The organism is Halorubrum sp. CGM4_25_10-8A (assembly GCF_005435025.1).
GTDB classification, from domain to species: domain Archaea; phylum Halobacteriota; class Halobacteria; order Halobacteriales; family Haloferacaceae; genus Halorubrum; species Halorubrum ezzemoulense.
Map to the genome: position 1 here is coordinate 26,321 of NZ_SGTX01000003.1, position 26,334 is coordinate 52,654.

26 protein-coding genes are annotated in these 26,334 nt (G+C 70.5%); 15 read left to right on the forward strand and 11 right to left on the reverse strand.

Translation table 11 applies throughout. The annotated features are described in order from the left end of the window. Positions 1 to 125: 125 nt before the first annotated feature. The gene (locus tag EXE52_RS04285) at positions 126 to 971 is read left to right on the forward strand and encodes a universal stress protein (protein ID WP_049930612.1); all 846 of its coding nucleotides are present in this window, start codon (positions 126 to 128) and stop codon (positions 969 to 971) included. A gap of 43 nt (positions 972 to 1,014) precedes the next feature. Beyond that, positions 1,015 to 1,935, forward strand: a complete 921-nt coding sequence (locus tag EXE52_RS04290) for an acetamidase/formamidase family protein (protein ID WP_049930610.1) — start codon at positions 1,015 to 1,017, stop codon at positions 1,933 to 1,935. Between the two features lie 96 nt (positions 1,936 to 2,031). On the opposite strand, the gene EXE52_RS04295 is transcribed toward EXE52_RS04290, so the two are convergent. Next, a complete protein-coding gene (locus EXE52_RS04295) occupies positions 2,032 to 3,960 on the reverse strand; it encodes an ATP-binding protein (RefSeq protein WP_089308201.1) in 1,929 nt (642 codons plus the stop codon). A 126-nt stretch (positions 3,961 to 4,086) separates the two neighbouring features. On the opposite strand from EXE52_RS04295, the gene EXE52_RS04300 reads away from it, so the two are divergent. Continuing rightward, positions 4,087 to 4,449 carry a DUF5518 domain-containing protein gene (locus EXE52_RS04300; RefSeq protein WP_049930606.1) on the forward strand — a complete coding sequence of 121 codons (363 nt, stop codon included), beginning with the start codon at positions 4,087 to 4,089 and terminating at the stop codon, positions 4,447 to 4,449. Positions 4,450 to 4,868: 419 nt separating this feature from the next. Here the strand turns inward: EXE52_RS04300 and EXE52_RS04310 are convergent, their stop codons facing one another. Continuing rightward, positions 4,869 to 6,560 (reverse strand): tryptophan--tRNA ligase, encoded by a 1,692-nt coding sequence (locus EXE52_RS04310; RefSeq protein ID WP_089308202.1) that lies wholly within the window; start codon positions 6,558 to 6,560, stop codon positions 4,869 to 4,871. A 125-nt stretch (positions 6,561 to 6,685) separates the two neighbouring features. Continuing rightward, entirely contained in the window at positions 6,686 to 7,537 is an 852-nt protein-coding gene (locus tag EXE52_RS04315; RefSeq protein WP_089308203.1) for a TOBE domain-containing protein, read from the reverse strand. A gap of 116 nt (positions 7,538 to 7,653) precedes the next feature. On the opposite strand from EXE52_RS04315, the gene EXE52_RS04320 reads away from it, so the two are divergent. The 3 genes from EXE52_RS04320 to EXE52_RS04330 are packed head-to-tail and all read left to right on the forward strand — an operon-like array spanning position 7,654 to position 10,149. Continuing rightward, positions 7,654 to 8,625 (forward strand): substrate-binding domain-containing protein, encoded by a 972-nt coding sequence (locus EXE52_RS04320; protein ID WP_049930602.1) that lies wholly within the window; start codon positions 7,654 to 7,656, stop codon positions 8,623 to 8,625. A 2-nt stretch (positions 8,626 to 8,627) separates the two neighbouring features. Further along, positions 8,628 to 9,374, forward strand: coding sequence for an ABC transporter permease (locus tag EXE52_RS04325; protein ID WP_049930601.1), 747 nt, complete (start codon positions 8,628 to 8,630; stop codon positions 9,372 to 9,374). 22 nt (positions 9,375 to 9,396) lie between these two features. Further along, positions 9,397 to 10,149: an amino acid ABC transporter ATP-binding protein gene (locus tag EXE52_RS04330; RefSeq protein ID WP_049930600.1), complete on the forward strand. Its 753-nt coding sequence runs from the start codon at positions 9,397 to 9,399 to the stop codon at positions 10,147 to 10,149. 397 nt (positions 10,150 to 10,546) lie between these two features. Here the strand turns inward: EXE52_RS04330 and EXE52_RS04335 are convergent, their stop codons facing one another. Both EXE52_RS04335 and map read right to left on the reverse strand, forming a co-directional pair. Then, positions 10,547 to 11,098 (reverse strand): HIT domain-containing protein, encoded by a 552-nt coding sequence (locus tag EXE52_RS04335; protein ID WP_086215521.1) that lies wholly within the window; start codon positions 11,096 to 11,098, stop codon positions 10,547 to 10,549. Beyond that, positions 11,098 to 12,006 (reverse strand): type II methionyl aminopeptidase, encoded by a 909-nt coding sequence (gene map, locus EXE52_RS04340; protein WP_089308204.1) that lies wholly within the window; start codon positions 12,004 to 12,006, stop codon positions 11,098 to 11,100. Before map ends, EXE52_RS04335 begins: the two co-directional genes overlap by 1 nt. Before the next feature lie 283 nt (positions 12,007 to 12,289). Between map and EXE52_RS04345 the strand changes: the two genes are divergently transcribed. Further along, complete coding sequence (locus EXE52_RS04345; protein ID WP_089308205.1) at positions 12,290 to 12,601, forward strand: CGCGG family rSAM-modified RiPP protein; 312 nt, start codon at positions 12,290 to 12,292, stop codon at positions 12,599 to 12,601. Positions 12,602 to 12,625: 24 nt separating this feature from the next. On the opposite strand, the gene EXE52_RS04350 is transcribed toward EXE52_RS04345, so the two are convergent. Next, entirely contained in the window at positions 12,626 to 14,701 is a 2,076-nt protein-coding gene (locus tag EXE52_RS04350; protein WP_089308206.1) for a histidine kinase N-terminal 7TM domain-containing protein, read from the reverse strand. Between the two features lie 74 nt (positions 14,702 to 14,775). Between EXE52_RS04350 and EXE52_RS04355 the strand changes: the two genes are divergently transcribed. After that, complete coding sequence (locus EXE52_RS04355; protein ID WP_049930591.1) at positions 14,776 to 15,243, forward strand: peroxiredoxin; 468 nt, start codon at positions 14,776 to 14,778, stop codon at positions 15,241 to 15,243. 31 nt (positions 15,244 to 15,274) lie between these two features. Here the strand turns inward: EXE52_RS04355 and EXE52_RS04360 are convergent, their stop codons facing one another. From EXE52_RS04360 to EXE52_RS04370, 3 genes are all read right to left on the reverse strand, one after another. Then, complete coding sequence (locus EXE52_RS04360; RefSeq protein WP_049930589.1) at positions 15,275 to 16,189, reverse strand: DMT family transporter; 915 nt, start codon at positions 16,187 to 16,189, stop codon at positions 15,275 to 15,277. Positions 16,190 to 16,321: 132 nt separating this feature from the next. Next, complete coding sequence (idsA3, locus tag EXE52_RS04365; RefSeq protein WP_049930588.1) at positions 16,322 to 17,368, reverse strand: geranylfarnesyl diphosphate synthase; 1,047 nt, start codon at positions 17,366 to 17,368, stop codon at positions 16,322 to 16,324. Beyond that, a complete protein-coding gene (locus tag EXE52_RS04370) occupies positions 17,365 to 18,717 on the reverse strand; it encodes a ribonuclease J (protein ID WP_049930694.1) in 1,353 nt (450 codons plus the stop codon). The genes idsA3 and EXE52_RS04370 overlap by 4 nt, the downstream gene beginning before the upstream one ends. Positions 18,718 to 18,973: 256 nt before the next feature. Here EXE52_RS04370 and EXE52_RS04375 point away from each other — a divergent pair, with 256 nt between their 5' ends. The 7 genes from EXE52_RS04375 to EXE52_RS04405 all read left to right on the forward strand — a co-directional run bounded on the left by EXE52_RS04375 (position 18,974) and on the right by EXE52_RS04405 (position 24,988). Further along, on the forward strand, positions 18,974 to 19,627 hold the full coding sequence (locus EXE52_RS04375; protein WP_089308208.1) for a hypothetical protein: 654 nt from the start codon (positions 18,974 to 18,976) through the stop codon (positions 19,625 to 19,627). After that, on the forward strand, positions 19,624 to 20,952 hold the full coding sequence (locus EXE52_RS04380) for a hypothetical protein (protein ID WP_089308209.1): 1,329 nt from the start codon (positions 19,624 to 19,626) through the stop codon (positions 20,950 to 20,952). Before EXE52_RS04375 ends, EXE52_RS04380 begins: the two co-directional genes overlap by 4 nt. 101 nt (positions 20,953 to 21,053) lie before the next feature. Beyond that, entirely contained in the window at positions 21,054 to 21,296 is a 243-nt protein-coding gene (locus tag EXE52_RS04385; protein WP_049930582.1) for an LSM domain-containing protein, read from the forward strand. Then, positions 21,293 to 21,469: a 50S ribosomal protein L37e gene (locus EXE52_RS04390; RefSeq protein WP_006112801.1), complete on the forward strand. Its 177-nt coding sequence runs from the start codon at positions 21,293 to 21,295 to the stop codon at positions 21,467 to 21,469. Before EXE52_RS04385 ends, EXE52_RS04390 begins: the two co-directional genes overlap by 4 nt. 154 nt (positions 21,470 to 21,623) lie before the next feature. After that, positions 21,624 to 22,661 (forward strand): MsnO8 family LLM class oxidoreductase, encoded by a 1,038-nt coding sequence (locus EXE52_RS04395; protein WP_089308210.1) that lies wholly within the window; start codon positions 21,624 to 21,626, stop codon positions 22,659 to 22,661. A gap of 155 nt (positions 22,662 to 22,816) precedes the next feature. Continuing rightward, on the forward strand, positions 22,817 to 23,440 hold the full coding sequence (locus EXE52_RS04400) for a hypothetical protein (RefSeq protein ID WP_089308211.1): 624 nt from the start codon (positions 22,817 to 22,819) through the stop codon (positions 23,438 to 23,440). Between the two features lie 138 nt (positions 23,441 to 23,578). Beyond that, positions 23,579 to 24,988: a carotenoid oxygenase family protein gene (locus EXE52_RS04405; protein ID WP_089308212.1), complete on the forward strand. Its 1,410-nt coding sequence runs from the start codon at positions 23,579 to 23,581 to the stop codon at positions 24,986 to 24,988. Positions 24,989 to 25,027: 39 nt separating this feature from the next. Here the strand turns inward: EXE52_RS04405 and EXE52_RS04410 are convergent, their stop codons facing one another. Both EXE52_RS04410 and EXE52_RS04415 read right to left on the reverse strand, forming a co-directional pair. Further along, the gene (locus tag EXE52_RS04410) at positions 25,028 to 25,747 is read right to left on the reverse strand and encodes an SDR family NAD(P)-dependent oxidoreductase (protein ID WP_089308213.1); all 720 of its coding nucleotides are present in this window, start codon (positions 25,745 to 25,747) and stop codon (positions 25,028 to 25,030) included. Between the two features lie 109 nt (positions 25,748 to 25,856). After that, complete coding sequence (locus tag EXE52_RS04415) at positions 25,857 to 26,330, reverse strand: hypothetical protein (RefSeq protein ID WP_089308214.1); 474 nt, start codon at positions 26,328 to 26,330, stop codon at positions 25,857 to 25,859. Between the last annotated feature and the right edge of the window lie 4 nt (positions 26,331 to 26,334).

The following is a 26,334-nucleotide window of genomic DNA, read 5'->3' on the forward strand; positions in this document are numbered from 1 at the left end:
TGCTCCCCGGCAGCGACCGGCCCCGAACCGGAGTGTGCCGTCACCGACCGACCGCTGTGCCGTCTTCGAAGGCTCTTGTATTGTACAACAAAAACAATATTACTCATCAGCACGAACAGTCGCGTATGAGGATCGTATTCGCGACAGACCTCTCGGACGCGAACGAGGCGGCGATCGAGTCTCGGACCTGTCTGGAGTGTCTCGACAATATCGGTGTCAGCGAGGTTCACCTGTTGACGGTCGTCCCGGACAACGTCTCCAGCGGGCTGCCGGGGATGGACGCCGCCAGCGACGCCCGAGAGGCGCTCGCGCCGCAGCGGAGCGTGTTCGAGCGCGCGGGGTTCGACGTGGAGACGCACGTCGCCCGCGGGACGCCGCATCGACGGATCAACGGCTTGGCCGAGCGGCTCGACGCGGACATGATCGTCGTCGGGTCGCGCGGACAGGCGCCGCTCCAGAATCGGCTCATCGGCGGCACCGTGCGCAACGTCGCGCGGACGGCCGTCAGGCCGCTGCTCGTCGAGCGGATCGAGGAGACGCCGGACGGACACGCGGTCAAGAAGGAACACCTGTTCCAGGACGTGCTGTACGCCACCGACTTCTCCGAGAACGCGGCGCGCGCCTACGACTACTTCCCGGCGCTGACGGGCGCGACCGAGCGGGCGTACCTGCTCCACGTGGGCGGCGGAGACGCGGAGTCGACGGCGACCGCCGAGGAGCGGCTGGACGAGCTTGCGAGTGACCTCGGCGACCGGACCGGGTTCCACGTCGAGACCAACGTCAGGTCCGGCAACCCCGTCGACGAGATCACGGCCGAAGAGGAGCGCGTGGGCGCGACGACGACGCTCATCGGCGCGCGCGGGACGAGCCGACTCCGGCGGCTCCTCCTCGGGAGCACCGCGGAGTCGATCGTCGCGCGCGGGACGAACAACGTCCTGCTCGTCCCGCCCGAGGCGGCGGCGCCGCGCTGACGCCGGCCGGGCTTTTTGTTACCGGGGCGCCCAGGTGGACGTAATGACGCGAGAGACAGTCTCACACCGCGACGGCCACGTCTACGAGTTCGGTCCGGAGATGGACCCCGTCTACGAGGCCGCCGACGGCGAGTCGCTGACGGTCGAGACGATCGACAGTCTGAACGGCGAGATTCAGCGCGACGACGACCTCCTCGACGCGATCCCGGAAGAGGTCAACGCCGCGACGGGACCGATCGCGGTAGCCGGCGCGAGCCCCGGCGACGTCCTCGCGGTGGAGATCGAGGCCGTGCGCGTCGCCGAAGACCGCGGCCGTGTGCTCACCGCACCCGGGTTCGGACTGCTTCAGGACGACCCCGAGATCGACCACCCCGCGACGCGGATCACCGAGGTCGACACCGACGAGTCGGAGGCCGGGGCGGTCGAGTTCGAGGGGATCGACGTACCGATCGAACCCGTGATCGGAACGATCGGGGTCGCCACCGGCGGCGGGACGGTCTCGACGCTCACGCCCGACGACCACGGCGGTAACCTCGACACGACCGACGTGACCGGGGGGACGACCGTCTACTTCCCGGTGTTTCAGGAGGGCGCCATGTTGGCGCTGGGCGACGCGAAAGCGGCGATGGCGGACGGGGAGATGTGCGGGACCGGCGCGGAGATCGCGGTCGAGGTCGACGCGACGCTCTCCGTGGTCGAGGATCCGGCCGTGCCGCTCGACCGTCCGCTCCTCGACACCGGCGACGCGGTGAAGACGCTCGCGAGCGCCGAGACGCTGGAGGGGGCGGTCGAGCTGGCGAACGCCGACATGCTCGACCTGCTGGCGCACCACCACGGCTTCTCGCGCACCGAGGCGTATCTCTTCTCCAGCCTCGTCGGGGGCTTGGAGATCAGTCAGGTGGTCGACCCGCAGGTGACGGCACGGAACGCGGTGCCGAGCGAGTACCTCTCGGTCCCGTTCTGACCGGGCTACCGAGCGGAGAGTTACCTCGAGAGCCGGCCGCGGGGTTCGCCGACCGCAGCGCTCCGGTCTCAGCGCTCCGGCCCCGGCACTCCGGCCTCAGCGCTCCGATCGCTCGGCGAACCGACGCGCGGCGTCGCTCAGGCCGGCGTCGGTCGGCGCCGAAGGCTCCTCGTCCCCGTCGGCCGCGTCGGTGTCCGTGTTCTCCTCGGCCTCGTCGTCTCCGGCGGGCGCCCGGTCACCGACCTCGGCCGGAGCGGCGTCCGGCGGGTAGTCCAGTTCGGCGGACGGGACGAAGACGCGCTCGACGGCGCGAACGATCTCGTCGACCTGCGCCTCGTCGAGGCGGTCGGCGTACGCCTCCCGGACGAGGTCCGGGACCGCGTAGGCGTAGCTGCCCCGACCGGCGTGGCGGATGAGTCCCGCCCGCCGGATCGGGCGGTGACGGCTGTACGCGTGGCCGGAGTCGCCGTCGCCCCCGGCGTCGATGTGGGCCGCGACGGGGTCGCTCGCGCCCTCGCGTCGATAGTGGCGGAGCATCCCGCGCGAGAGCTCCGGGAGGGACTCGATCCGCGAGCGGAGCTCATCGATGACCGCTTCGCGGGTACCGAGCTCGATCGCCTCGTCGAACCGGAGCGCGCTCTCGGCCACGTCGTCGCGGGTGACCGGGTCGACGTCGTCCGGGGGGTTCGGTTCGTCCGCAGAATCGGCGGCCGTCGCGTCGACATCCGCGGCGTCACCGGTCGCGGCGTCACCGGTCGCGGCGTCGGCGTCGACCTCGGCGCCGCCGTCGGCGGCCGATGGGCCCGGTCCGGGCGCGGCGTCGGTCTCCGCTTCCGCGTCCGCGTCGCTCTCCTCGGTCGCGGCGACCGCCTCGTCGTACGACTTGAGGACGGACTGGCCCTCGTCGCCGTCGTCCGTCCCTCCGAGTCGCTCGTCGCCGGCCGGAGGTCGACCGCCGCCCCGGTACGGGGCCTCCGCCTTACCGAGGAGCGCCTGCGCGAACTGGTCGGCCATGTCGCTCAGGTCGCGGGCCTCCTCCAGCTCGCGTTCGAGGTCGGCGATCCGCCGGTCCTTCTTTTGTAACTCCTGCTTGAGGTCGGCGATCTCGGACTCGCGGCGCTCCTTCTCGTCGGAGATCGACTGGAGCTCGCCGACGAGGTCGCTGGAGACGGACTTCAGTTCGGGGCGCTCGAAGTCGTCGAGCCCGGGGGTCGCGCCCGCGTCGAACGTCTCCTTGCGGTGGAACTGGATCCGGCGGATCGACTCGTCCCAGTCGGTCATCAGGAACGCCTCGCCGTCGCCGAGGTCCTCGACCGCGCTGGCGTACTTCGAGCCGAGGATGCGCCCGACCACCTTCGTGTCGTTGTCCCAGGTGAGCCGGTGCCAGCAGAGCCAGTCGCACTGGGTGATGAAGTCCTTCTTGACGTCGGCCGGGCGCTGGCTGATGCCGACGATGCCGAGCCCGTGCTTCCGGCCGCGCTTCCCCACCTTGATCAGCATCTTCCCCGTCTCGTCCATGCCGCCGCCCTCGGGGATGTACTCGTGGCACTCCTCGATGACGAGCAGGAAGGGCTTCTTCATGCGCTTCTCCTTCGCGAACAGCTGCTTGACGACCTCCAAGAGGAGCTCGTTGGCGGTGTCCTCTTCGAGGTAGCCGGAGACGTCCAAGATGATCGGGACGTTCTGCTCTAAGGCGAGGGTCGCGAGCTTCTCGGCGTGCTCGGGGGAGACGACGATGTCGCACTCGTCGTCGGCGCCGGCGTGAAGAATTTCATATTCTTCCTTTAAACCGTAATATTCACCGTCTGTGTCCACGATCATGACAGGAAATCCGTTAGATAGCAGATTTTCTATCACGACACTTGCGGTGTTGCTCTTCCCGGACCCGCTCTTCCCCGTGATGAAGGACCGGCCGGTGAGCACGTCGACGACCGGGAGTTCGACCGGCGAGCCGGGTTCCGCCGTCGCGTCGCCGCCGATCCCCTCGCTGACGTCCGCGACGTGGATCGCCTCCTCCTCGCTCATACCCGTGAGAGGTGGCGCCCGCCTCATAAACTATCGGCTCGCTCGCCGTCCGGTCGTGCCGAGCGCGGGCCGGCCCGGCCGCCGCGCTTCCCAAAACGTATGCCGCCGCCGGGAGTTCGACCGCGCATGGACACAGAGAACACCCTCCTCAACGCGGTCGTCGGCGCTATCGCGTCGACGGTGCTCTCGTTTACCGGCATCTCACCGCTCCTCGGCGGCGCGGTAGCCGGGTACTTAAATGGAGACGACGGCCTCCGGGTCGGCGCGCTCTCCGGCGCGATCGCCGCGATCCCGATCGTCGGACTGCTGTTGCTCGTGCTGGTTTTCCTCCCGTTCTTGGGGTTCTTCGGGTTCCCGCTCGAAGTCGGCCTCGCGGCCGGCGGAGTCGTCTTCGTCGCCGCCCTCATCGTGTTGGGCGGCGTCGCCTACTCCGTGGTTCTGAGCGCGCTCGGCGGACTGCTGGGCGTGTACGTGAAGAACGAGCTGTAAGGCGGTCGCTGTTAGTTATAGAAATCGATTGCGGATTGGCGGCGAACGCCTCCAAAGCCCCAGTCGCTCGGTTATAAACAGCTACCCGTGAATTGGCGGCGAACGCCTCCAAAGCCCCAGTCGCGAGGACTCGCGCGGCTCGCTGTGCTCCTCACTCGGTCGCTCACTCCGTTCGCTCCCTCATTGCGGTGCTTACGTCGCCGTGCTTCGTCCTCGCGACTGCCCCTTTGAGTCCCGCCCAGCACAGCACCTCACGCCTCCCCAGCCTCGTCGCTGGCACCCTCCGCTTCGCTCCGGGAGCCAGCGACTCCCTCGCGCGTGCTGCTCGGCCGCAAGGCGGCCTCGCAGGCACGCGCCACCGCACCGTTCGTTTATAAAACAGCTCGTGAGAGTTGCCCTGCGGCCTCAATAGAGACGCCTCAGTGCTCGCCGCCGGTGCCGCGCCGGTCGGAGTCGAGGTCGATGTCGAGGTCGTCGAGGAGTTCCTCGGCCTCCGCGCGCTTCTCCTGGTGGTCCTCGAGGAACTCGCGCATGAGCTCCGCGGCCTGCTCCTTACAGCCGCCGCAGAGGCGCTCGCCGTTGACGCACTCGGAGTACACCTCCTTGGTGAGTTCGTCGTCGTCGCCCGCGAGCAGGTAGGCGTACAGCTCGTAGACCGGGCACTCGTCGGCCTCGCCGCCCAGCTCGCGCTGCTCCTCGGCGGTGTCGCGGCCCCCGGTCGTCGCCGCCTTCACCTTGTCGTAGCCGTCCTCAGGATCGTCGAGCAGCGAGATGTGGCTCGCCGGGATCGACGAAGACATCTTGCCGCCGGTGAGCCCGGTCATGAACCGGTGGTAGATCGAGGAGGGCTGCCGGAAGCCGAACCCGTCGTGGTCGATCTCGACCTCGCGCGCGATGGACTCGGCCTCGTCGCGGGTCAAGTCGAACGCGTCGACGTGGCCCTCGAACACGCGTTTTTCCCCTTCCACGGCCTCGATCAGCGCCTCGAACGCCTCGTCGGTGGCGTTGCGGTCGAAGAACCGCACGCGGGGGCGGAGCGGCTCCTTCCCGCCGGCCTCGAGCTTGTCGAGGGCGCTCGCCTTCGCGGCCGCGAGGTCGACGCTCTCGCGGTCGCTCTCCGGCGGCTCGTAGTCGGCGAGCCACTCGGCGGCGTCCTCGCAGCGCACGTCGGTCTCGGCGGCGGCGTCCGCGTCTCCGGCGGCGTCGTTCTCTTGGTCGCGGGCCGCGAGCGCGTCGTAGGCGGCCCGCACGAGCCGGCGCTCGTCGTCGTCGAGCTCGAAGGAGGCGAACGCCTCTGTCACCTTGAAGTAGCGCACGCGGGTCGCGAGGTCGCGGGTGAGCCGGACGTGCGGGTCCTGATCGGGACCGACCGGGATCACCGTGGGCTTCGGCTCGTCGACGAGCTGCGGGTAGAGGATGTCCGCGGTCTGGGTGATCACGCTCTGCATGTGCGAGACGTTCGTCTCCCCGTCGAAGCCGTAGATCGCCTCGAACTCCGAGAAGTTCGCCTTCGAGCCGAGCTCGAAGCCGAGGTCCTGGACCTCGCGGTTGTCGGACTGGCGGTAGATCTCGCCGTCCTCGGCGTCGAAGCCGAGCGCGAGGAGGCTCAGGAGGTAGTTCCGCGCGTGCTCGTCGATCTCGTCCCACGACATCCCGCGCGCGGAATGCGCTTCGAGGTCGGCGATGAGCCCGAACGCGTCGCCGCCCATCTCTTGGTGCCAGATGATCTCGTCGAACACGAGCTTGTGACCGATGTGCGGGTCCCCCGTGGGCATGAACCCGGAGAGCGCCGCGAACGGCTCGTCGTTCGCCATCGCCTCCGCGACCGCGTCGTACTCACGGTGCCCGAAGATGACGCCGCGGCGCATCAGGTAGTGCGGGTCCGGCACGTCGTCGTCGACCTCGTCGAACGCCTCGATGCCGAACTCCGCGAAGAGGTCCGCGTAGTCCCCGACCGACGCCGACCCCCACGGGTCGAGCGCGACGTCCTCGGTCGGCTCGTCCGCGTCGGTCCCGCCGTCGGTCCGGGGGGGCGTCAACGGCCCGCGGTCGGCGTCGGGCTCGCGCCCGTCACCGCCCGGCGTCGTCCCTTCGGGGGTGTCCTCGTCCATACCACCTCTCCCGTCGGTCGACGCAAAAACCGTTCGCTTGCGCGGGAGCGCTTGGCACGGCCCGCCTGTCCGGAACGCCGGTCCGCCCCCCGGTTCAGAACGCTGGTCTACTCCGGTCGGCCGAGTCACTCGACCTGCGCAACGAGTCGCGTCGCGGTCGCCTTCCACCGGAGCGACACCGGGTCACCGGGCGCGAGGCCGAGCCGGTCGATGCTCTCGGCGGTGATCAGCGCCGCGACCTCGACGGCGGCGTCGTCTGTCCCTCCCCGGTCGACCGGTTCGACGACGATCCGAACCGTCGACACCGTCTCGCCCGAGTCGATGCGCGAGACGCGGCCGGCCAGGCGGTTCCGGGCGCTCGTCGCGTCCGGGTCGACCGCGTTGGCCGCGTCGTTGACGGTGACCGCGTCCGCGCCGATCCGGACTTGAACCGCGTCGCCGACGGCGACCGCGCCGCCGTCGGCCCTGTCGTCTGCGTCTCTGCCGTCGGCCCCGTCGTCTGCGTCTCTGCCGTCGGCCCTGTCGTCTGCGCCTTCGTCGTCCACGGTGCCGCCGTGGAGTCCGGAGAGCTCTCCGACCGGCGTGTCGACGACGGCGAGTTCGCCGTCGACGGCGGCCACGGTCCCGTCGAGGACCGTCTCGGGCACCGACGCGGTCGCCGCGAGGACGGCCTGAAGGCGGTCGTAGCGGTCGAGGAGGTCCCGAGCCGACGCGGCGAGCCGGCTCCCGCCGCCGCCCTCGCCGCCCCGACGGCGCTCGACGAGCGTGCCGTAAGCGTCCTCCAGCGTCTCGATCCGGGTGAGAGCGCGGGCGCGGGAGCGGCCGAGCTCCGAGGCCGCGCCCGCGACCGATCCCGCCGCGTCGACCGCGCGCAACAGGGCCGCGTCGCGGCCGTCGAACTCGACGCCGTCCTCGATCAGCGCGGCTCGTCCGCGCCCCGCGGCCGGGGCGGGACCGGAGTCGGTCGGCTCTCCCATGCTCGGGGGATGCGTCCGGGACGTGTTGGGGGTTTCGACGCGCCCTCGGGCCGCTCCGGGCCGACGTTCCCCACCGTGACGCAACTTATATGTCGTGTCGCCCCGCCGTTGTATCTATGCCGATACAACGACGGAAGTTCGTGGCCGCGGTCGGCGCCGGAGCGATCGTGGGTACGGCCGGCTGTTCGTCGACGAACGACGGCGGCAGCGGCGACGGGACCGGGGGCAACGGCACCGACGGCGGAAACAGCGCTGAGAGCGTCGGCGTCGCCGGCGAGACGCTGACGCTCACGACGACGACGAGCACCTACGACACGGGGCTCCTCGACGCGATCCACCCGGACTTCGAGGAGATGTACGGCGTCACGGTCGACGCCGTCGCGCAGGGGACGGGCGCCGCGCTGGAGACCGCGCGCAACGGCGACTCGGACATCGTGATGGTCCACGCCCGCGGCCTCGAAGACGAATTCATGCGCAACGGGTACGGGATCAACCGCCGCGACCTGATGTTCAACGACTTCGTGATCGTCGGCCCCGAGAGCGACCCGGCGGGAATCGGGGGGACGGGCTCAGCGACCGAGGCGCTGACGACCATCGCGGAGGCGGAGGCGACGTTCGTCTCTCGCGGCGACAACTCCGGGACCCACACGAAGGAGCTGAACCTCTGGGACGCGGCGGGCACGGATCCCGGCGGAGACTGGTATCAGGAGACCGGCACCGGGATGGGCGAGGCGCTGAACATCGCAAACCAGCAGGGCGCGTACACGCTCTCGGACCGCGGAACCTACATCTCGCAGCGCTCGGAGATCGACCTGACGATCCTCGTTCAGGGGCCGATCGAGGGCGGGCCGGAGATCCTCGCGAACCCGTACGGCGTCATGGCGGTCAACCCCGGCGTCCACGAGAACGCCAACTACGACCTCGCGATGGCGTACATCGGCTGGATCACCAGTCCCGGCGTCCAGGAGGCCATCGCAGAGTACCAGGTGAACGGCGAACAGCTGTTCTTCCCCGAGGCCGTCTCGGAGGACCCTGACTTCCAACAGTACGTTCCGGAAGGCTGGAGTAGCGACGACTCGGACGCGTAAGCGTGCCGCTCGAACCGGTCGCACAGCTGGCCCCCGCCCTCCTCGACTCGGGCGCGGGCCCCGCGGCGTCCCTGCTCGGCGCCTCGTTCAGGGAGGGGTACGTCGGGAGCATCATCGCGGTCTCGCTGTACGTGAGCCTCACCGCCGTGGCGCTGAGCACGCTCGTCAGCGTGCCGGCGGCCGTCGCGATCGGCCTCGCGGAGTTCCCGGGGAAGGGGTTCGTGAAGTCGGTCGTCAACACCGGGATGGGGTTCCCGAGCGTGGTGGTCGGGCTGGTAGTGCTGTTCGCGGTCTCCAACCAGGGGCCGCTGGGGTCGCTAGAGCTCATCTTCACCCGCGAGGCGATGATCATGTCGCAGTTCGTCCTCGCGACGCCACCGATCACGGCGATCAGCCTCGCGGCCGTGAGCGGCGTCGACGACGGCGTCCGGGACGCTGCTCGCGTCCTCGGCGGGACGCGGATCGACGTGGCGCTGGTCGTGATCAAGGAGGCCAAGTACGGGATCGCGACCGCGGTGCTGGCCGGGTTCGGTCGCGCGGTGAGCGAGGTCGGCTCCGTGCTGATCGTCGGCGGGAACATCACGAGCGCCGACGGCATCTCGAAGACGCGCACGCTCACCACCGCGATCCAGCTCGAAGCGCGGCAGGGGCGGTACGAGACCGCCATGGTGCTCGGCGCGGTGCTGGTCGCGCTCGTGTTGACCGTCAACGCGATCGTGGTCCGCTTCGGCGATCGGGGGGTGGCCTGATGCGGCGGGAGGTGTCCGGCTGATGCTCCGCGCGACGGGCGTGTCGCGGTCGTACGGCGACGAGAGAGTGTTCCGCGACCTCACGATCGACGTCGACGCGGGCGAGGTCGTCGCCGTCATCGGTCCCTCCGGCGTCGGCAAGACCACGCTGCTGCGGACGCTCGCGCTGTCGCTGGAGCCGGACGAGGGGACGGTGACGCTCGACGGGACCGACGCGTGGGCCGTCGACGAGTCGGCGCGGCTCGCGCTGCGCCGCCGCGTCGGGATGGTGTTCCAAGAGGCGAGCCTCTTCGGGGGATCGGTCGCCCGAAACGTCGAGTACGGGCTCCGGGTCCGCCGCTCGTGGAGCGAGCGGATCGCCTCGCTCTTCCGGCTGTCCGGCGCCGCCGACGCGGTCCACGAGTCGCTGGAGGTCGTCGGACTCGCAGACAAGACGGACCAGCCCGCCGACTCGCTCTCCGGCGGCGAGGCCCAGCGGGTGTCGTTCGCCCGCGCGCTGGCGTACGACCCCGACGCCCTCTTGCTCGACGAACCAACCTCCGACCTCGACCCACGGAACACGGCCGTCATCGAGGAGGCGATCGGTGAGGCGAAAGCGCGGGGGATCGGCGTGGTCGTGGCGACCCACGACATGCATCAGGCCGAGCGGGTCGCGGACCGCGTCGCGGTGCTGCTCGACGACGGGATCACGGAGATCGGTCCGACCGAGGAGATCTTCGACGACCCCGCCGACGAGCGCACCCGGAAGTTCATCTCGGGCGAACTGGTGTACTAATTTGCGTCGAGGGGAGGCGGGAGATCGGTCGAATACAGCGATCCGGTCGGGTGATCGACGACGCTGCGGTGAATACCTCCAAAGCCCCAGTCGCGAGGAGACGGTACGCCCGTTGTGCTCCTCGCTCCGCTCGCTGTGGTGCTTACATCGCCTCCCGCCTTCTCGCGACTGCCCCGTTGAGTCCCACCCCGCACAGCGACCGCACCTCACGGCTCCCCAGCCTCGTCGCTGGCACCCGTCGCTTCGCTCCGGGAGCCAGCAACTCCGGCGAGAATCGAAGATTCTCCGGCAGCCGGCGTTTCGCGCCGGCGACCTCGCGCGGGCGATTCGCGCCATACGGGCGCTCATCGGCACGCGCCGCCACGCCGTTTGTTTATGAGTGATCGACACCGCCGAGTTAGACGCCGAAGTCAAGTTCGACCGCCTCGCCCGCCTCGGCGTCTCCCGGATCGACGACCGCGTCGTCGGCCGCGAAGCCCGCGTGGAGGTGGTCGTAGGTGCGGTCTATCGCCTCCACGATCACCTTCGTGGCGCCGGTGACGGGCATGAAGTTCGTGTCGCCGCTCCAGCGCGGGACGACGTGGGTGTGGAGGTGGTCGATCGACCCCCCCGCGGCGTCGCCGCCGAGGTTCTGGCCCGTGTTGACGCCGTCGGGGTTCACGTCGCGGCGCAGCGCGGCGAGCGTCGCCGCCTTCAGCTTCGCGTGATCGAGGAGTGTCGCGTCGTCGAGGCCGGTCGGATCCTCGACGTGTGCGTCCGGGATCACCATCGCGTGACCGGGGTTGTACGGCGCGTTGTTCAGGAGGACGTAGTTGCGCTCGCTGCGGGCGACGACGCGCGCCTCGCGGGCGTCCTCGCGCTCGGGCAGGACGCAGAACGGGCAGCCGTCGATCGGGTCGGCGTCGCGCTCGACCCATTCGATCCGCCACGGCGCGAAGATCCGGTCCATCAGTCGTCGAAGCCGTGGATGCCCGCGGTCGTCACCTCGACGCCGTCCTCGGTGACGAGCAGCGTGTGCTCCGCCTGACTCACGAGGGCGTCGTCGTCCTCCTTCAAGACGGGGTACCCCTTGATCGCGTTCGCCTGCTTCAGGCGACGAAGCGCCATCCCCGCCCGGTCCGTCTTCAGCCAGCGGGCCGCGAACGGGAGGTCGTCGAACGCCTCGATCTCTTCGAGCGCCTGCCGCGCCCGCCGGTCGCGCACGCTCGCGGAGCCCTGCTGCTCGAAGATCTGTTCGTCGGTCCCCTCGCCGACCTTTCCGCGGCCGTCGGTGGCGAACGGCTCGATGGCGACCGCCTGCCCCGGCTCCAGCTCGACCGACCGGTCGACGCCGCGGTTCGGTACCGTGGGCCCGGTGTGGGCGTCGTAGCGCTGGACGCCGTGCCCGGAGAGGTTGAGGACGGGCGTGTAGCCGTAGCCGCGGATCACGTCTTCGATCGCCTGCCCGACGACGCCGACCTCGACGCCCGGCCCGGCCTCGTCGAGCGCGGCCTCCAGCGCCATCTCGGCGGCCTCGACGAGTTCGGGCGTCCCGCTGTGGTCGACCGTCACCGCGGCGTCGGCGATGTAGCCGTCGACGTGGACGCCGACGTCGAGACACACCATCTCCTCGCCGAACTCGGTCTCGTCGTCCCGACCCGGCGTCGCGTGCGACGCCTCGGGGTCGACGCTGATGTTGACCGGGAACGCGAGGCCCGCCCCCTGCTCGCGGACGAAGTCCTCCGTCCACTCGGCGACTTCGAGGTGGGTCCGGCCCGGCTCGACCATCTCGCGGGCCTCGTTCATCGCCTCGACCAGCACCGCGCCGGCCTCGCGGTAGCTTTCGACCACGTCCTCGTCCAGAGGTCCGTGACTCATGGCTCCGGCTTCGGCGAGGGCGCGCAAAGAGGTTGCGGAGGGCGGTCGACTACGCCCCGTTCGTGACCTCGACGTACCACGCGTCGCCGGTCGGGGTCGTCTATCTCGCGAGCGTCCAAGGGCTCGTCCGCGTCGCCGAACGGGTCGCGACTGATGAGTCTGTCGTCGGGTCCCGCGGGAGTGTCTCCTGTCCCCAAGACGTTCGCGCGCCGGTCGTCGGTCGACGCTCCGCGCGAACATGTTCGCTCGAAGACGTAGGGGAACTGAGGGCGTCGGATCGGACATGTCGAGTACACCCTCAGGCCACGATCACGACGCGGACCCGGTGACCGACCACGTCCACGAGAATTCGTGGTCCGCGAACCTCGAAGGCCCCGAACACGCGGACGACCGGGATCTGCTCGTCCGACAGGCGATCGAAGCGGTCGAGCACACGGCCGCGGGCAACCACGTCAACCTCGTCACCCACGGCGACCACGGCCACCCGGAGACGTACCTCGTCGACGCGCTCGAATCGGAGCTCGGCAGCGACCTCGACTGGGAGTACATCGAGCGGTGCGGCTGCGGGGGTCACGTCGTCCGCGTCCGCGTCTGAGCCGACACCGGAAGGTCGGCGGATCTACTCGCACTCTTCGGCCGCTCGCGGGAGCCACATCCGGACTACCGTGCCGGTCGGCTCACGGGTGTCGATCTCGAGGTCGCCGCCGGACTCCGTGACGATCCAGTGGACGAGCCAGAGGCCGAGCCCGCTCGCGTGTTCGAGCGCCGTCTCCCGCGCCTCCGAGAACACCGTCCGCTCGACCGGCGGGATGCCGGGGCCGTCGTCGGCCACGTCGAGCCGGAACCGGTCGCCGTCGGCGACGACCGTCGCCTCGACGTGCGGATCATCGTCGTCGTTGTGGACGACAGCGTTCTCCAGCACGTTCCGGACCGCGGACTCCAGCAGTTCGTCCGCGGCGACGACGGCGGAGTCGGGCACCGTCACCGTCACCGTCGCCCGCGGGAACGACGAGCCCAGCGACTCGCAGAGGCGGTCGACGAGTTCGGCGAGGTCGATCTCGGTCTTGTCGGCGTCGCTGTGCAGCGCGACATCGATCTCGCGCGCCTGATCGCTGAGGTGCGTCAGCGTCTGTACCTTCCGGTCGATGACGTCGAGGTACGGGTCGCCCTCCTCGTCGACGTGGTCGCGGAGCAGGTCGGCGTACCCGCCGATGACGTTGGTGTCGTTCTTCAGGTCGTGGCGCAGCACGCGGTTCAGAACCTGGAGCCGCTGTTCGTACCGCCGGGCCTCCGTCACGTCGGTTGCGGTGATGACGACCTCGCGCGCGTCCTCGAACAGCCGCTCGATCACCGTCTCGAACCGGCGCCAACTGCCGTCGCCCCGGGCGATCCGGTGCGTGATCGACTGGGGTTCGGCGCCCTCGAAGGCGCGCTCGAACGCCTGCTGCGCCTCGCGTCGGTCCTCCGGGTGGACCAGGTCGATCACAGGACGCCCCTCGATCGCCGCGGGAGCGTGACCGAGCAGGCGCTCAATCGAGGGGCTCACGTACCTGATCAGGCCGTCCTCGCCGCAGACCGCGATCACGTTCGGCGACTTCTCGATGAGGGCGCGGTAGCGCCGCTGGAGCGTTTCCCGCTCGGTGACGTCGCGGAACAGCAGGACCGTCCCGCCGCGGGTCGTCCCCGGGCCGGTGATGTCGTGGACGTCAACCGTCAGGAACCGCGGCGCGGCGTCGTCGCCGCCGACGGTCACGCGGAACTCGTCGTCGGACGACGCTTCCCCCTCGTCGGACCCCGCCTCCGTCACCGCGTCGACGACCGGCGGGGCGTCGGCGAACGCCTCGTCGGCGCGGGCGCCGAGTTCGGCGTCGGGAAACAGCGCCTGAGCCGGGTCGTTGCGGTCGATCACCCGGCCGTCGGCGTCGCAGACGACCACGCCGTCGGAGAGGTTCGCGAACACCGCGTCGCGGGCGATCGGCGACACGTCGAGCAGCCGGTACCGGAACACGACCCACGCCAGCAGCGCCGAGGTCCCGCTGAAGGCGATCGGCGTGAAGTCGACCACGCCGTCCGCCGGACCGACGAGCCCGAAGATGCCGGCCGCGCCGAGCGCCGGCGGCGCGACGCCGGCGGCGAAGAGGAGGGCGGCCTGCCGGCGGAACACGCCGTCACGGGAGACCGCGGCGTAGCCGAGCACGCCGAAGGAGAACAGGTTGACCGCGTAGGTGTACCCGACGAATCCGAGCAGGGCGGGCGTCGGCGCGTAGCCGAGGAGGCGGTACCCGCCGGCGTCGACGAGCGAGGGGTCGGCGTAGAACAGCGGGTCGGCGCCGACCGTCAAGACGGCAACGGCGGTCGCGGCCGGGACGACCCAGAAGAGCGCGAACCGGCGGGGACCGAGCCACTCGGTCCGGTCGACGTACGAGAGGACGAAGGCGGGCCACGCGACCGCCAGCCCCGCGGTCCCGAGCCAGACGAGGCGGTTGAAAAGCAGCGTGGGACCGAGCGCGGTCGCCGACAGCTGCGCCGCGTACGCCAGCGACCAGACGCCGGCGCTGCCGGCGACGCCGACGAAACTCCACAGGAGCGCCCGGCCGCCGCGAGAATGGTTCGCGGCCGCGTACGCGGCGAATCCGAACGACGCGACGGCCGCGACGAGCAGCGGAACCGTGTACGGCGTCGGTTGCCACGCCATCGATACCGGTAGGATGCGAGTAGTCGGTAAAAAGGGACCGAATCCTCTAACCAGTTCGAGCGGCGTCGATCCGTATGCTCGAACCCGGCGACGACGCGCCCGCGATCACGCTCACCGACCACCGCGGCGAGACGGCCACCGTCGACCCGACCGCGGCCGGCCACACGGTGGTGTACTTCTACCCACGCGCCGACACTCCCGGCTGTACCGCCGAGGCGTGCGGCTTCCGCGACGAGTGGGACGCGTTCGAGGACGCCGACATCGCCGTCGTCGGGATCAGCGACGACCCGGTCGAGGACCTCGAACCCTTCGCCGAGGAGTACGACCTCCCCTTCACGCTCCTCTCGGACCCGGACGGCGCGGTGTCGAGCGCGTACGACTCCTACGGCGAGAAGTCGATGTTCGGGAACACCTTCGACGGCGTGTTCCGGAACACGTACGTCATCGACGACGAGGGAACCGTCGTCTTGGCGTACGAGGGGGTCTCCCCCGAGGACCACGCCGTCGAGATACTCGACGACATCCGCGCGCTCGACGGCTGATCGGGGCGGTCGACGCCGTCGAGGGCGACCGCTATCCCGACGGGCTGATCCCGGCGACCGCGTCGGCGATCTCGCGGCGCTTCAGCAGGCCGAAGCCGAGGACGATGACCGCGAAGCCGGCGACGGTGAACGCCGTTACCGGCTCGGCGAGCAGCAGGGCGCCCGCGACGGTGGCGACGACCGGCACGACGTACGAGACGAGGTTGATCTCGAAGGGGCCGAGCCGGTCGAGCAGCGTGAAGTAGATGGTGTACGCCACCGCCGACGAGCAGAGCCCGAGGAACGCCAGCGCGAGGAGCGCGCGCGGCGCCGCGGCGGGGAGGCGCTGGCTCTCGCCGATCCCGAGGCTCAGTGCGTGGATGGCCAGCGCGCCGAACCCCATCGCCCACCCGGTGAGCGCGACGCTGGAGAACGACGTCTCGACGGTCCGGAGCCCGACGCTGCCGACCGCGACGGCGACGACGCCGATCGCGATCAGCCCGACGCCGACCGCGACGCCCCCGCCGAGGCTCGCGGGGTCCGGCTGTGCGACGAGGCCGACGCCGAGGAACGCGAGGACGACCCCGACCGCGCCGCGCGCGTCGAGGTCCGCCCCGCCGATCCACAGGGCGGCGACCGCCGCGGTCGCGATGGGGACGAGGCTGTAGGTGATCGAGGCGATGCCGCTCGTGGTGTACTGCTGGCCGACGAACAGCAGCGCGTTGTTCGCGGCCACGGAGAGTCCGCCGCTGAACCCGATCGCGGCGAGGTCGCCGCGCGTCCGCGGAAACGGACCGTCCTGCGTGACGAACACGTACGACAGCAGCGCCAGCGCGGCCACGTCGAACCGGTAGGCGGCGTACAACACCGGCGGATAGTAGTCGAGGCCGACCTCGATGGCGACGAACGATCCGCCCCACAGCAGGGCGAGGGTGAAGAACAGGAGGGCGTCTCGGTACCGTGACACGGTCGACCGAACGCGGGCCGCGGGTAAAGCGGTGTCCGTCGCGGCCCGGACCGCCGGTGCCGGCTCGTCCGGCCGTGACGCCGTGTCTGGAAGTCCCGACCCGTCCGGCGGGTCCGTCGCGCCGCGGCCCGCTCAGTAGCCGCGGACGATGAGGTAGTCCGCGAGGTCTTCGAGCAGGCTCCGAGAGCCGCTCTCGGGGAGCACTCCGAGGTGGTCCTTCGACCGCGCGGTGAGGTCCTCGGCGGTCTCGCGGGCGTACTCGATCGAGCCGACCTCTTCGAGGGCCGCGACCGCGTCGTCGATGGCCGCCTCGGTCACCGCCGCGGGCGTGTCGGCGTCAACGAGCCCGTCGACGTCGACTCCCTGTTGTCGGGCGTGGAGCGTGATGAGCGTCTCCTTCCCCTCCACGAGGTCGGAGCCGCGCTGCTTCCCGAGCTCCTCCGAGGGGACGGTGAGGTCGAGCACGTCGTCTTGGATCTGGAACGCGCGTCCGGAGTCGATCCCGTACTGATACAGGGCGTCGACGACCGCCTCGTCGGCGCCGAGTAGGAGGGCGGGCGTCGCGGCCGAGGCGCCGTACAGCACCGCGGTCTTCAGCTCGACCATGTCCAAGTACTCGTCGGGGAGGATGTCGTCGCGGCTCTCGAAGGCGACGTCGAGGGCCTGCCCCTCGCAGATCTCGGTACAGGTCGACGCGAGCATCCGCATCGCTTCGAGCCCGTGTTGCGGGTCCGCGCCCGTCTCGGTCATGAACTCGAACGCCTTCGAGTAGAGGGTGTCGCCCGCGAGGATCGCCGTCGAGACGTCGTACGCCTCGTGGACTGCCGGGACGCCCCGCCGGAGGTCGTCCTCGTCCATGATGTCGTCGTGGATCAGCGTGAACGACTGGATCACCTCGATGGCGACCGCGGCCCGCATCACGTCGACCTCGTCGCCGTCGAGCGACGGGAACGCGCGGAAGTCGGCGCCCATCGGCTCGGTGCCGGTGACCGCCTCAGCGGCCAGGGTCGTCACCGTCGGGCGGAGCCGCTTGCCGCCGGCCTCGAGGATGTATCGGGTGGCCTCGTACAGTCGCTCAGGCTCCTGGACCGGCAGCTCCTCGTCGATAGCGGCGTTGACGAGCTCACGCCGCTCGCGGATGGCGTCGAGCACCCGCGCCTCCTTCGTCTCGCTCGTCATTCGACGAGCTGGATCGTGGACCCGTTCTGCGTGACGTGGACGTCGCGTCCGAGCTTGTACCCCTGCGTCTTCGCGAGGTCGACGTACGGCGAGCGACCCTTGAGCGTCTGGTGGCCGGGGATGAGATGCTGCGGCTGGAGCGCCTGTAGCATCTCGTAGTGGCCCTCCTCGCGGAGGTGGCCGGAGACGTGGATGTCGTCGTAGAGGCGGGCGCCCTGCATCCGGAGCAGCTGTTCGGACTGGTAGCGCTGCCCCTCGTTGGTGGGTTCCGGGATGACGCTCGCGCTGAAGACGACCTTGTCGCCGTCGTCGATCTCGTAGGGGGTCTCGCCGCGGCCCATGCGAGTGAGCATCGCGCGCGGCTCGCCCTGGTGGCCCGTCACGATGGGGAGGAAATTGCCCTTCCCCTCCTTCATGATCCGCTTGAACGCGCGGTCGACCGACTTCCGGTGACCGTACATGCCGACGTCGCCCTGGAAGTCGACGAAGTCGAGCCGCTCGGCCGTACCGGAGTACTTCTCCATCGAGCGCCCGAGCAGGACCGGCTGGCGGCCGATCTCGCGGGCGTACTCGACGAGGGTCTTCACGCGGGCGATGTGCGAGGAGAACGTGGTGGCGATGATGCCGCCCGTGTAGTCCTCCATCGATTTCAGCGTGTCCTCGACGTGTTTCTTCGCGTACGACTCGGAGGGGGTCCGGCCCTTGCTCCCGGCGTTCGTACAGTCCTCGATGTACGCGAGGACGCCCTCGTCCTGCCGGCCGATCTCGCGGAACCGGTCCATGTCGACCGGGTCGCCGATGACGGGGTCGTGGTCCAGGCGCTTGTCGAGGCCGTAGACCACCGCGCCCTCGGGCGTGTGGAGGACCGGGTTGATCGCGTCGATGATCGAGTGGGTGACGTTGACGAACTCTAGTTCGACCTGCTCGGAGTCGCCGATCGCCATCGACGCGCCGGGCTTCATCTTCACGAGGTCGTTGTCCACCTGGAACTTGCCCTCGTCTTCGATCTGCTGGCGCACCAGTTCGATCGTGTACGGCGCGGAGACGATCGGCGCGTCGTAGCGGTGGGCGAGCTTCGGGATCCCCGCGATGTGGTCGAGGTGCCCGTGGGTGGGGACGATCGCCTTGACGTCGCCTTCGAGTTCGCTCATCACCCGATCGTCCGGGATAGCGCCCATGTCGATCAGGTCGAGGCTGTGCATGCTCTCGGTCTCCACGTTGTCGTGGATGAGGACCTTACTGAGATTCAGGCCCATGTCGAAGATGACGATGTCCTCGCCCGCCCGGACCGCCGTCATCTGTCGACCGACCTCTTCGTAACCGCCGAGTGTCGCAATTTCGATTTCCATGGTGTTGTCGTGTTTGACGCCGTGGTCGGCGCCGGTCACTGAAACCCCGCAAGGAGCCGTCGGCGCTACGTCCTACCGCGCGTCGTTGAAGGCCCCGCTACGGCCGAGTCACCGCGACTCACCGTGTCCCGCGGGAGTGTGGTACATCGGCGTACTCCCGCGCACGTTAAAAACTCCCGGGTTCGGCCCCGCGGCGGGGATTCGCGCCCGAACTGGCCCCACAAAGGGTTTCACGCTCTCGATCGAACCCCCGGCGATGGCAGACGTACCCCGCCGCCGAGCCCTCCTCGCGGCCGCGTCAGGGATCGCCGCGCTGGCCGGCTGCGCCGGTAGCGACTCCGCGTCGAACAGCTACCCCGTCCGGGGCGATCAACCGATAGACGGGTACGAACTCGAACGAGCGCGCGACGAGAGCGGCGAGCCGATCCTCACCGGCGGTGAAGAGACGCCGTCGAACGAGACCGACGAGCGCGGGCGACGGCGGCCTCGCGCCCGGCGCGTATTGGTCTCTGGCGACGGCCTCGACGCACTCGACTTCGCCGAGACCGCGGCCGCCGACCGCCTGCGGTCGTTCCTCGACGGGACGGACTTCGAGTCGGCGTCGGCCTACCTTCTCTCGATGCCGGTGACGGCCTGTCGCGATGTCCGGCTCCGGTCTGTCGCCGTCGAGCCGTCGGAGCTCGCCGACGGCGACCTCCACCCCCGAGCCGACTTCTGCCGGGCGTACCGCCCGGCCGACGTCGAGTGCGATCCGGAGGCCGTCCACACCGTCGGCTTCGCGATCCGACTCCCCGTGGCGGCGGAGCGGTCGAGCGGGAGCGGAATGGGGATGCGTGGCTCCTGTCGACAGGGAGATCCGCCTGCCGTGTTCAACTCCTCGGCACCCGGTGCGGGAGGTGATGGCGAGTGAGCCGCGAGTCGACGGGTCGCGGGTCCGGTTCGCACGGCGGCTCAAGCTCTCGCCGCCGGTTCCTCGCAGGGGTCGGAGCGGCGGTCGGGACGGCTGCGGTCGCCGGCTGCTCCGGACTCCCGTTCGGCGGCGGCGAGGAGCGCCGCGGCTCGTCCGTATCGCTCCCGTCCGGCGCCGTGGGGACCGTCGACTGGCCGGCGTCGCCGTTTCCGGCGACCGTACCGGAGTCGCTCGCGGACGCCCACGAGGCGCGGACCCGGAGCCTACTCGACGACGTGCCGGCCGAGCCGGGGATAGCCAACGCTGCGGTGGCGACGGAGATCGGTTCCGACCGCGAGCGGGCGCTGGAGCGGGCGGACGCCGGAGTGACAGCCGAGTGGCCGGTGGACGTCCTCTCGGCGTGGCGTCGTCGTCGGGAGGACGCCGCGGCGGTGCGCGGCGCGTACCGCGCGGCCACCGGCGTCGACGACGGCGCGGACCTGGCCGCTCGGCGGAGCGCGGTCCGGGACGCTCGGGGCGCGCTCGCCGCCGAGGTGGAGTACCGAGCCGAGTCGCCGGTCGCGGCGGCGCTGGCGTACGAGCCGGTCGAATCGCTGCTCGCGGAGTGCGAGCGGCACGTCCGGCCGGAGCTGACGTACCCCGCCGACCCGGTCGCCGAGCCGTTCCGAGCCGGTGAGGCGACGGCTCGGGTCGAGCGCGCGCGGGCGACCGCGGACGACGCCGAGAGCCTCCGGAACGCGCACCTCGACGGGCGCGACGGACTGGTCCCGCGGTGGGCGTCGCTGGTCGCGGCCGCCGACGAGCTGCGGGGCTCCGTGAGTCGGACACGCTCGACCGTGCGGGAGCGCGCCGGCGGCGACGACCCGCTCGGCGGCGAGGACCTGAGCGGGACGGTCGCACAGGAGCTTGTGGCCACGGGCGAGCTCCGGACCGACTCGGCCGTCGAGGACGTCGAGCGGGCGGTCGACGCCGGCGACTGCGCCACGGCCGTCGTCGAGTCCGGCGTTGCGTTGGCCGAGCTCGACGCGTTTCGGGCGGCCGTCGGCGAGATCCGCGACGGCGAACACCGGGAGGCCCCCTCGGAGTCGTCCGTGCGGTCGGCCGCGGAGCGGGCGCGGACGGCGGTCGGCGAGGCCGTCGCCGGCGACGATCCGCTGGCGACGCGGCTCGTCCGCCCCGGGCTGGACGGCTTCGAGTACGTCGCCGACCGCGTCGAGGAGGGGTACAGCTCGGCCCGGCGGGCGCAGGCGACCCTTGAGTACGTCGCCCTGTACGCCGCGGCGGTCCCGGCGGCGAGCGAGTTCGTCCGCGAGCGGCTGGACTGACGGACTGCGGCGGGCGCGAGCGCGAAGTTCGTGTCAAACCGACCGGCCTCGGGGGCTCCGTCCCGGTATTTTTATTACCGCGACGGGCGGCGATACGGACAATGAGTGGACGACCCCTCGACGTGCTCGAAGCGTCGCTCGAGGAGCCCGTGACGGTACACCTGAAGGACGGCACGACGTACTACGGCGTCCTCGGCGGCTACGACCAGCACATGAACGTCGTCATCGAGCCGGAGGCTGACGTGGACGGCCGCGTCGACGAAGACCTCGACGGCGAGTTCGCGGTCGCGATCGAAGACACAACGATTATACGCGGCGATAACGTCGTCACAATCAAAGCATGACCGGCGCAGGTACGCCCTCCCAAGGGAAAAAGAACAAGACGGTTCACGTGAAGTGTCGACGCTGCGGCGAGAAGTCCTACCACGTCAAGAAGGAGCGCTGCTCCTCGTGCGGCTTCGGCGAGTCCGCCTCCCGGCGCGACTACGCCTGGCAGTCGAAGACCGGCGACAACTGAACTGCGGTTCTTCTCTTCGCTTCGTCTTCACCGTCGACTAGCCGCGGCGTTTCGCTCGGCTGGTCCTCCCGGCCCCGCGGTCGGCGCGGTTTCGATCCCCCGACCGCTCCGCCGCCGAGCCAACCGTTAACCGGATCAGTCGCCGAACGCGGGTATGGACCTTTCAGTCGTCGACCTCTCGCCGGTCCCCCGGGGCGGCACCGCGGCGGACGCGTTCGCGAACACGGTCGACGCCGCGCGCCACGCCGAGCGACTGGGCTACGAGCGGTTCTGGGTCGCCGAACACCACGGGATGGGCGACCGCCTCGCCGGCACCACGCCAGAGGTGCTGCTCGGTCGGGTCGCGGGCGCGACCGACTCGATCCGGATCGGAAGCGGGGCCGTCCTCTTGAACCACTACAGCCCGTTCAAGGTGGCCGAGTCGTTCGGCGTCCTCGACGGGCTGGCGCCCGGCCGCGTCGACCTCGGGATGGGCCGCGCAAACGGCTCGCCCGCCTCCGACCGCGCGCTCGGCACCGACCGCCGCGTCGAGAACCCGAACGAGGACCACCGCGAGCGGATCACCGCGGTGGTGAACCACCTCCGCGACGCCTATCCGGACGAACACCCGTACGCCGACCTGTCGGTGCCCGGGTCGGCCGAGGGGCCGGCCGTCCCGTGGGTGCTGGGGTCGAGTCCGGCGAGCGGGGAGATCGCCGGCGAGCTGGGCCTGCGCTACTGCTTCGCCGGCTTCATCCGGCCCGGGTTCGCCGAGCGCGCGTTCGCGGCGTACCGCGAGGCGTTCGACCCCGACGCCGGCCCCGGCGGCCTCGACGAGCCGCAAGGGATGGTCGCGGTCAACGCGGTGGCGGCCGAGACGGACGCGGCCGCGGCCCGTCGGCGCGCGCCCGCAGAGGCGACGTTCCGGCGTATGAAACGCGGTGAGCTCGGCGACGAGACGCCGACCGAGGAGGAGGCGATCGACGAGCTAGGCGGCGCGCCGGACCCGACGCCGGCGACGCTGGACGACGACGAGTGGCCGCGGTCGATCTCCGGGAGCCCGGAGACGATGTCGGGCCTGCTGGAGCAGTTGGCCGACCGCGTCGGCGTCGACGAGGTGATGATCCAGCACACGGTGCCGGACCGCGAGGCCGCGCTCGATTCGCACGCGCTCCTCGCCGAAGCGACGGACCTAGATCTACGCGCCGACTGACGCGCAGACGGCTGGCGAGCGGACGACTGACGCCCCGACGGCGAGCCGTAGCGACCGTGGCGACGACAGACCGTCGAAGTGACGGGAGGTGACGGACGGCCCGCCTCGGTTCCGGTACGGACAGGCGTTTAGTCGTGTGCCTAATAGTCGCACACATGTCCGACGACGAGCCGACGGGGCGACCCTCGCTCGAGGCGGTGACCGAATGGGACGGCGGCGTCAGTTGGGTCGCGCATCCCGAGGAAGACGCGATGCGCGGGAGTCACGCGCTCGCGACCGAGGGCGGGGTCTGGGTCGTCGACCCGCTCGACGCCGACGGGCTCGACGACCGGCTGAGCGACCTCGGCGAGGTCGCCGGCGTGGTCGTGACCCACGACCGACACACGCGGGACGCCGAAGCGATCGCGGCGCGCCACGGCGTCGCCGTGTCCGTCCCGGAGTGGATGGACCTGACGCGAGAGAAACTCGACGGCGAGCCGGAGCCGTTCGACGCGGAGCTCCCCGGCACGAACTACGAGGCCCACCGCCTCATCGACACGGACGAGTGGGAGGAGGCGGTCCTCGTCGACGAGTCCGGTGGGACCCTCGTCGTCATGGAGACGCTTGGCACCCTCCCGGGGTTCTGTGAGGGCGACAACGACGTCGGCGTCCATCCGGCGCTCGACGAGGCGCCGGAGGGCCTCGCCGACTACCGCCCGGAGCGAATCCTGGTCGGGCACGGCGAGAGCGTCTCCGAGGGGGGCGCGACGAAACTGGCGGCGGCGCTCGACGCCGACTGAACCGGCCCTCATGACGAGTTCCGGTGGTGCCCCTGCGAGTTCCGGAGCCGGGATGCGTGGTTGCTCGGGGTCGTTCCGCCCGTTCCGCCTCGAGGGACGGGTCAATTGATTACCGTACAGTCCGTATCAGCGGTCCGTATGGGGCAGGGTTACGGAGTCGGGTTCCGATCGCTCACGACGGAAGTGACGGACCACCGTCCCCCGGTCGAGGGCGACATCCCGTCGTGGCTGTCGGGGACGCTCATTCGGAACGGTCCGGGGCTGTTCGATGTCGGCGGTGAGCGACTCGGGCACTGGTTCGACGGACTCGCGATGCTTCGGCGATACGCGTTCGAGGACGGGGCGCTGTCGTACTCGAATCGCTTCCTCCGTACGGACGCCTACGCGGACGCGATGGACGGCTCCGTCTCCGGGCAGTTCGGGACCGACCGGACGGGCATGGGGAAAATCGCGTCGTGGCTGCGGGCGCTCGGCCCGCCGGAGATCACGGACAACGCGAACGTTCACGTCGCCCGCCTCGACGGCGAGCACGTCGCGCTCACCGAGGCGCCGCGTCGGATCGCGTTCGACCCCGCGACGCTCGAGACCCGAGGCGCATTCGGCTTCGACGACGACCTCGGCGAGCACGTCACCGCCGCGCACCTCGTGCGCGACCCCGAGACCGACGCGTGGTTCGGCTTCGTGACCGAGTTCGGTCGAACGCCCGAGTATCACGTCTACCGGCTCGCCCCGGACCGTCGCGCCAGGGAACGGGTCGCGTCGATCGCGGCGGACGGCCCGGGGTACATCCACGACTGTAGCATCACGACCGATCACGTCGTCCTCGTCGAGACGCCGCTCGTGATGCCGATCCGCCGCGCGCTGAGCCCGTTCTCCGAGGGCATCCTCGACGTCCTCGATTGGCAGCCGGAGCGCGGCACGCGCGTCCTCGTCGTCGATCGCGAGACCGGCGACCTCGTCGCAGATCCCGCGCTCCCGCCAGTCTTCGCCTTCCACCACGTCAACGCGTACGCGACAGGCGACGAGGTCGTCGTAGACCTCGTCGAGTTTCCCGACCCCGGTATCGTCGACGCGATGCGCCTCGACGCGCTCGACGGTGACCCCTCGGACGTCGACGTCCCCGACGGGCGCCCAGTCCGGTATCGGGTCGACCTGCGGTCCAACGAAGTCGACCGGTCGACGCTCCACCAGGTCGGCGTGGAGCTCCCCCGAGTCGCCCCCGACGTCGTCGGCCGCGAGTACCGGTACGCGTACGCGCAGGCGACGGACCGCGAGGGCACGAACGGACTGGTAAAGCTCGACGTCGAGACCGGTCGGACGCGCGAGTGGTGGGAGGACGGCGTCTTCGTGGAGGAGCCGATCCCCGTGCGGCGGCCGGGCGCGACCGCCGAGGACGACGGCGTCGTCGTCGCGCCGGCGCTCGACAGCCGCGCGGAGGAGACCCGCCTGCTCGTCTTCGACGCCGGGACGCTCGCACTCCTCGCCGACGCGTCGCTCCCCCACGCGGAGCCGTTCGGCTTCCACGGCCGGTTCTTCCGTGACAGTTGAGCGTCACCGCACCGTCCGTTGTCCGCTGTACCGATCCCGTTATATGAACTCGGAGTTCCGCGGCCCGTTCGTGACGTGGACCTCGAACGGCTGCGTGCCGACGTCGTCCCGTTCGACGAGGTGCCAGTACGTTTCCGCCATCTCGTCGGGGTCGAGGAACGTGTCGCCGTCCCGGTCCGGGGACCGTTCGCGAACCCCCGGCGAGTCGATCTGCCCGTCGATGACGACGTGAGCGACGTGAACGCCCTCCGGGCCGAACTCCTGCGCGATGTCCATCGCCATCCCGCGGGCCGCGAACTTCGCGGCCGTGAACCCGATCGCGCCGCCGAGGCTCCGCACCGACGAGGTGGCGCCGGTGAAGACGACCGTCCCGCCGCCCGTCTCGAGCATGTCGCCGACCGCCTCCTGCGAGCAGGCGAACGCGCCGCGGCCGTTCACCGCCCACGCCTCCTCGAACTCCTCGACGCTCGTGTCCATGAGTCCCGTCCAGGAGGCGGCGCTCGCGTGGTTCACGAGGACGTCGACCGGCCCGAACGCCTCTCGGACCGTCTCGAACCCGTCCCGGATCTGCTCGACCGCCGTGAGGTCGGTCGGAACGGCGAGCCCCTCGCCCGGGTCCGGCAGGTCCGCGGCGAGGTCTTCGAGGTAGTCCGCCGAGCGAGCGAAGAGCGCCACCCGACAGCCCTCGGCGGCGAACTTTCTGGCGAGCGACTCGCCGAGTCCCGGACCGACGCCCGCGATGACCGCTGTTCGCGTCATACGTCGCGTACTCGGGCCTCCCGTGTAAATTGTGGCGACGGCGTGGGGTAGCTGTCCCCGCGTGCGATGCCGACATCGGCGGGGCGGACCGGTCGATGCGCACCGAACGTCAGCCGGACGTGCCGGCGCCGCTTCCGGCGGGCGCCCCCGACGGCCGGCGGTGAACCGGGGGTAAGACGTCGTCCTCGTCGATCTCGTCCCAGTCGAAGGCGGGGACGAGGACGTCGAACTCGGGAGCGACGTCGACGGGGTCGATAGCGGTGACCGCCCCTTGGTCGGGGGCGACTCGATGCGGTTCGGCGACGCGGAGCGTCGGCGGCGACGCGAGGCCGAGTCCCTGCGGTGGCTCGTACGCGAGTCCGTCCCCGGCCGTGAGGTAGATCTCGCGACGACCGTAATCGAGGACGACCACTCGCTCCTCGCCGTCGGCTCGCCGCACGACCGCGTACAGCGTCTCGCGGGACCACGGACCGACCGGGTCGAGGTCCGCCGCGCGGGTGACGTGGACGTTGTGCCGCGAGCGCGGATCGAGGACGTCGTCGGGCCCCCCGAGCAGTTCCGGCCGGCCGCCGATCGAGCCCATACGC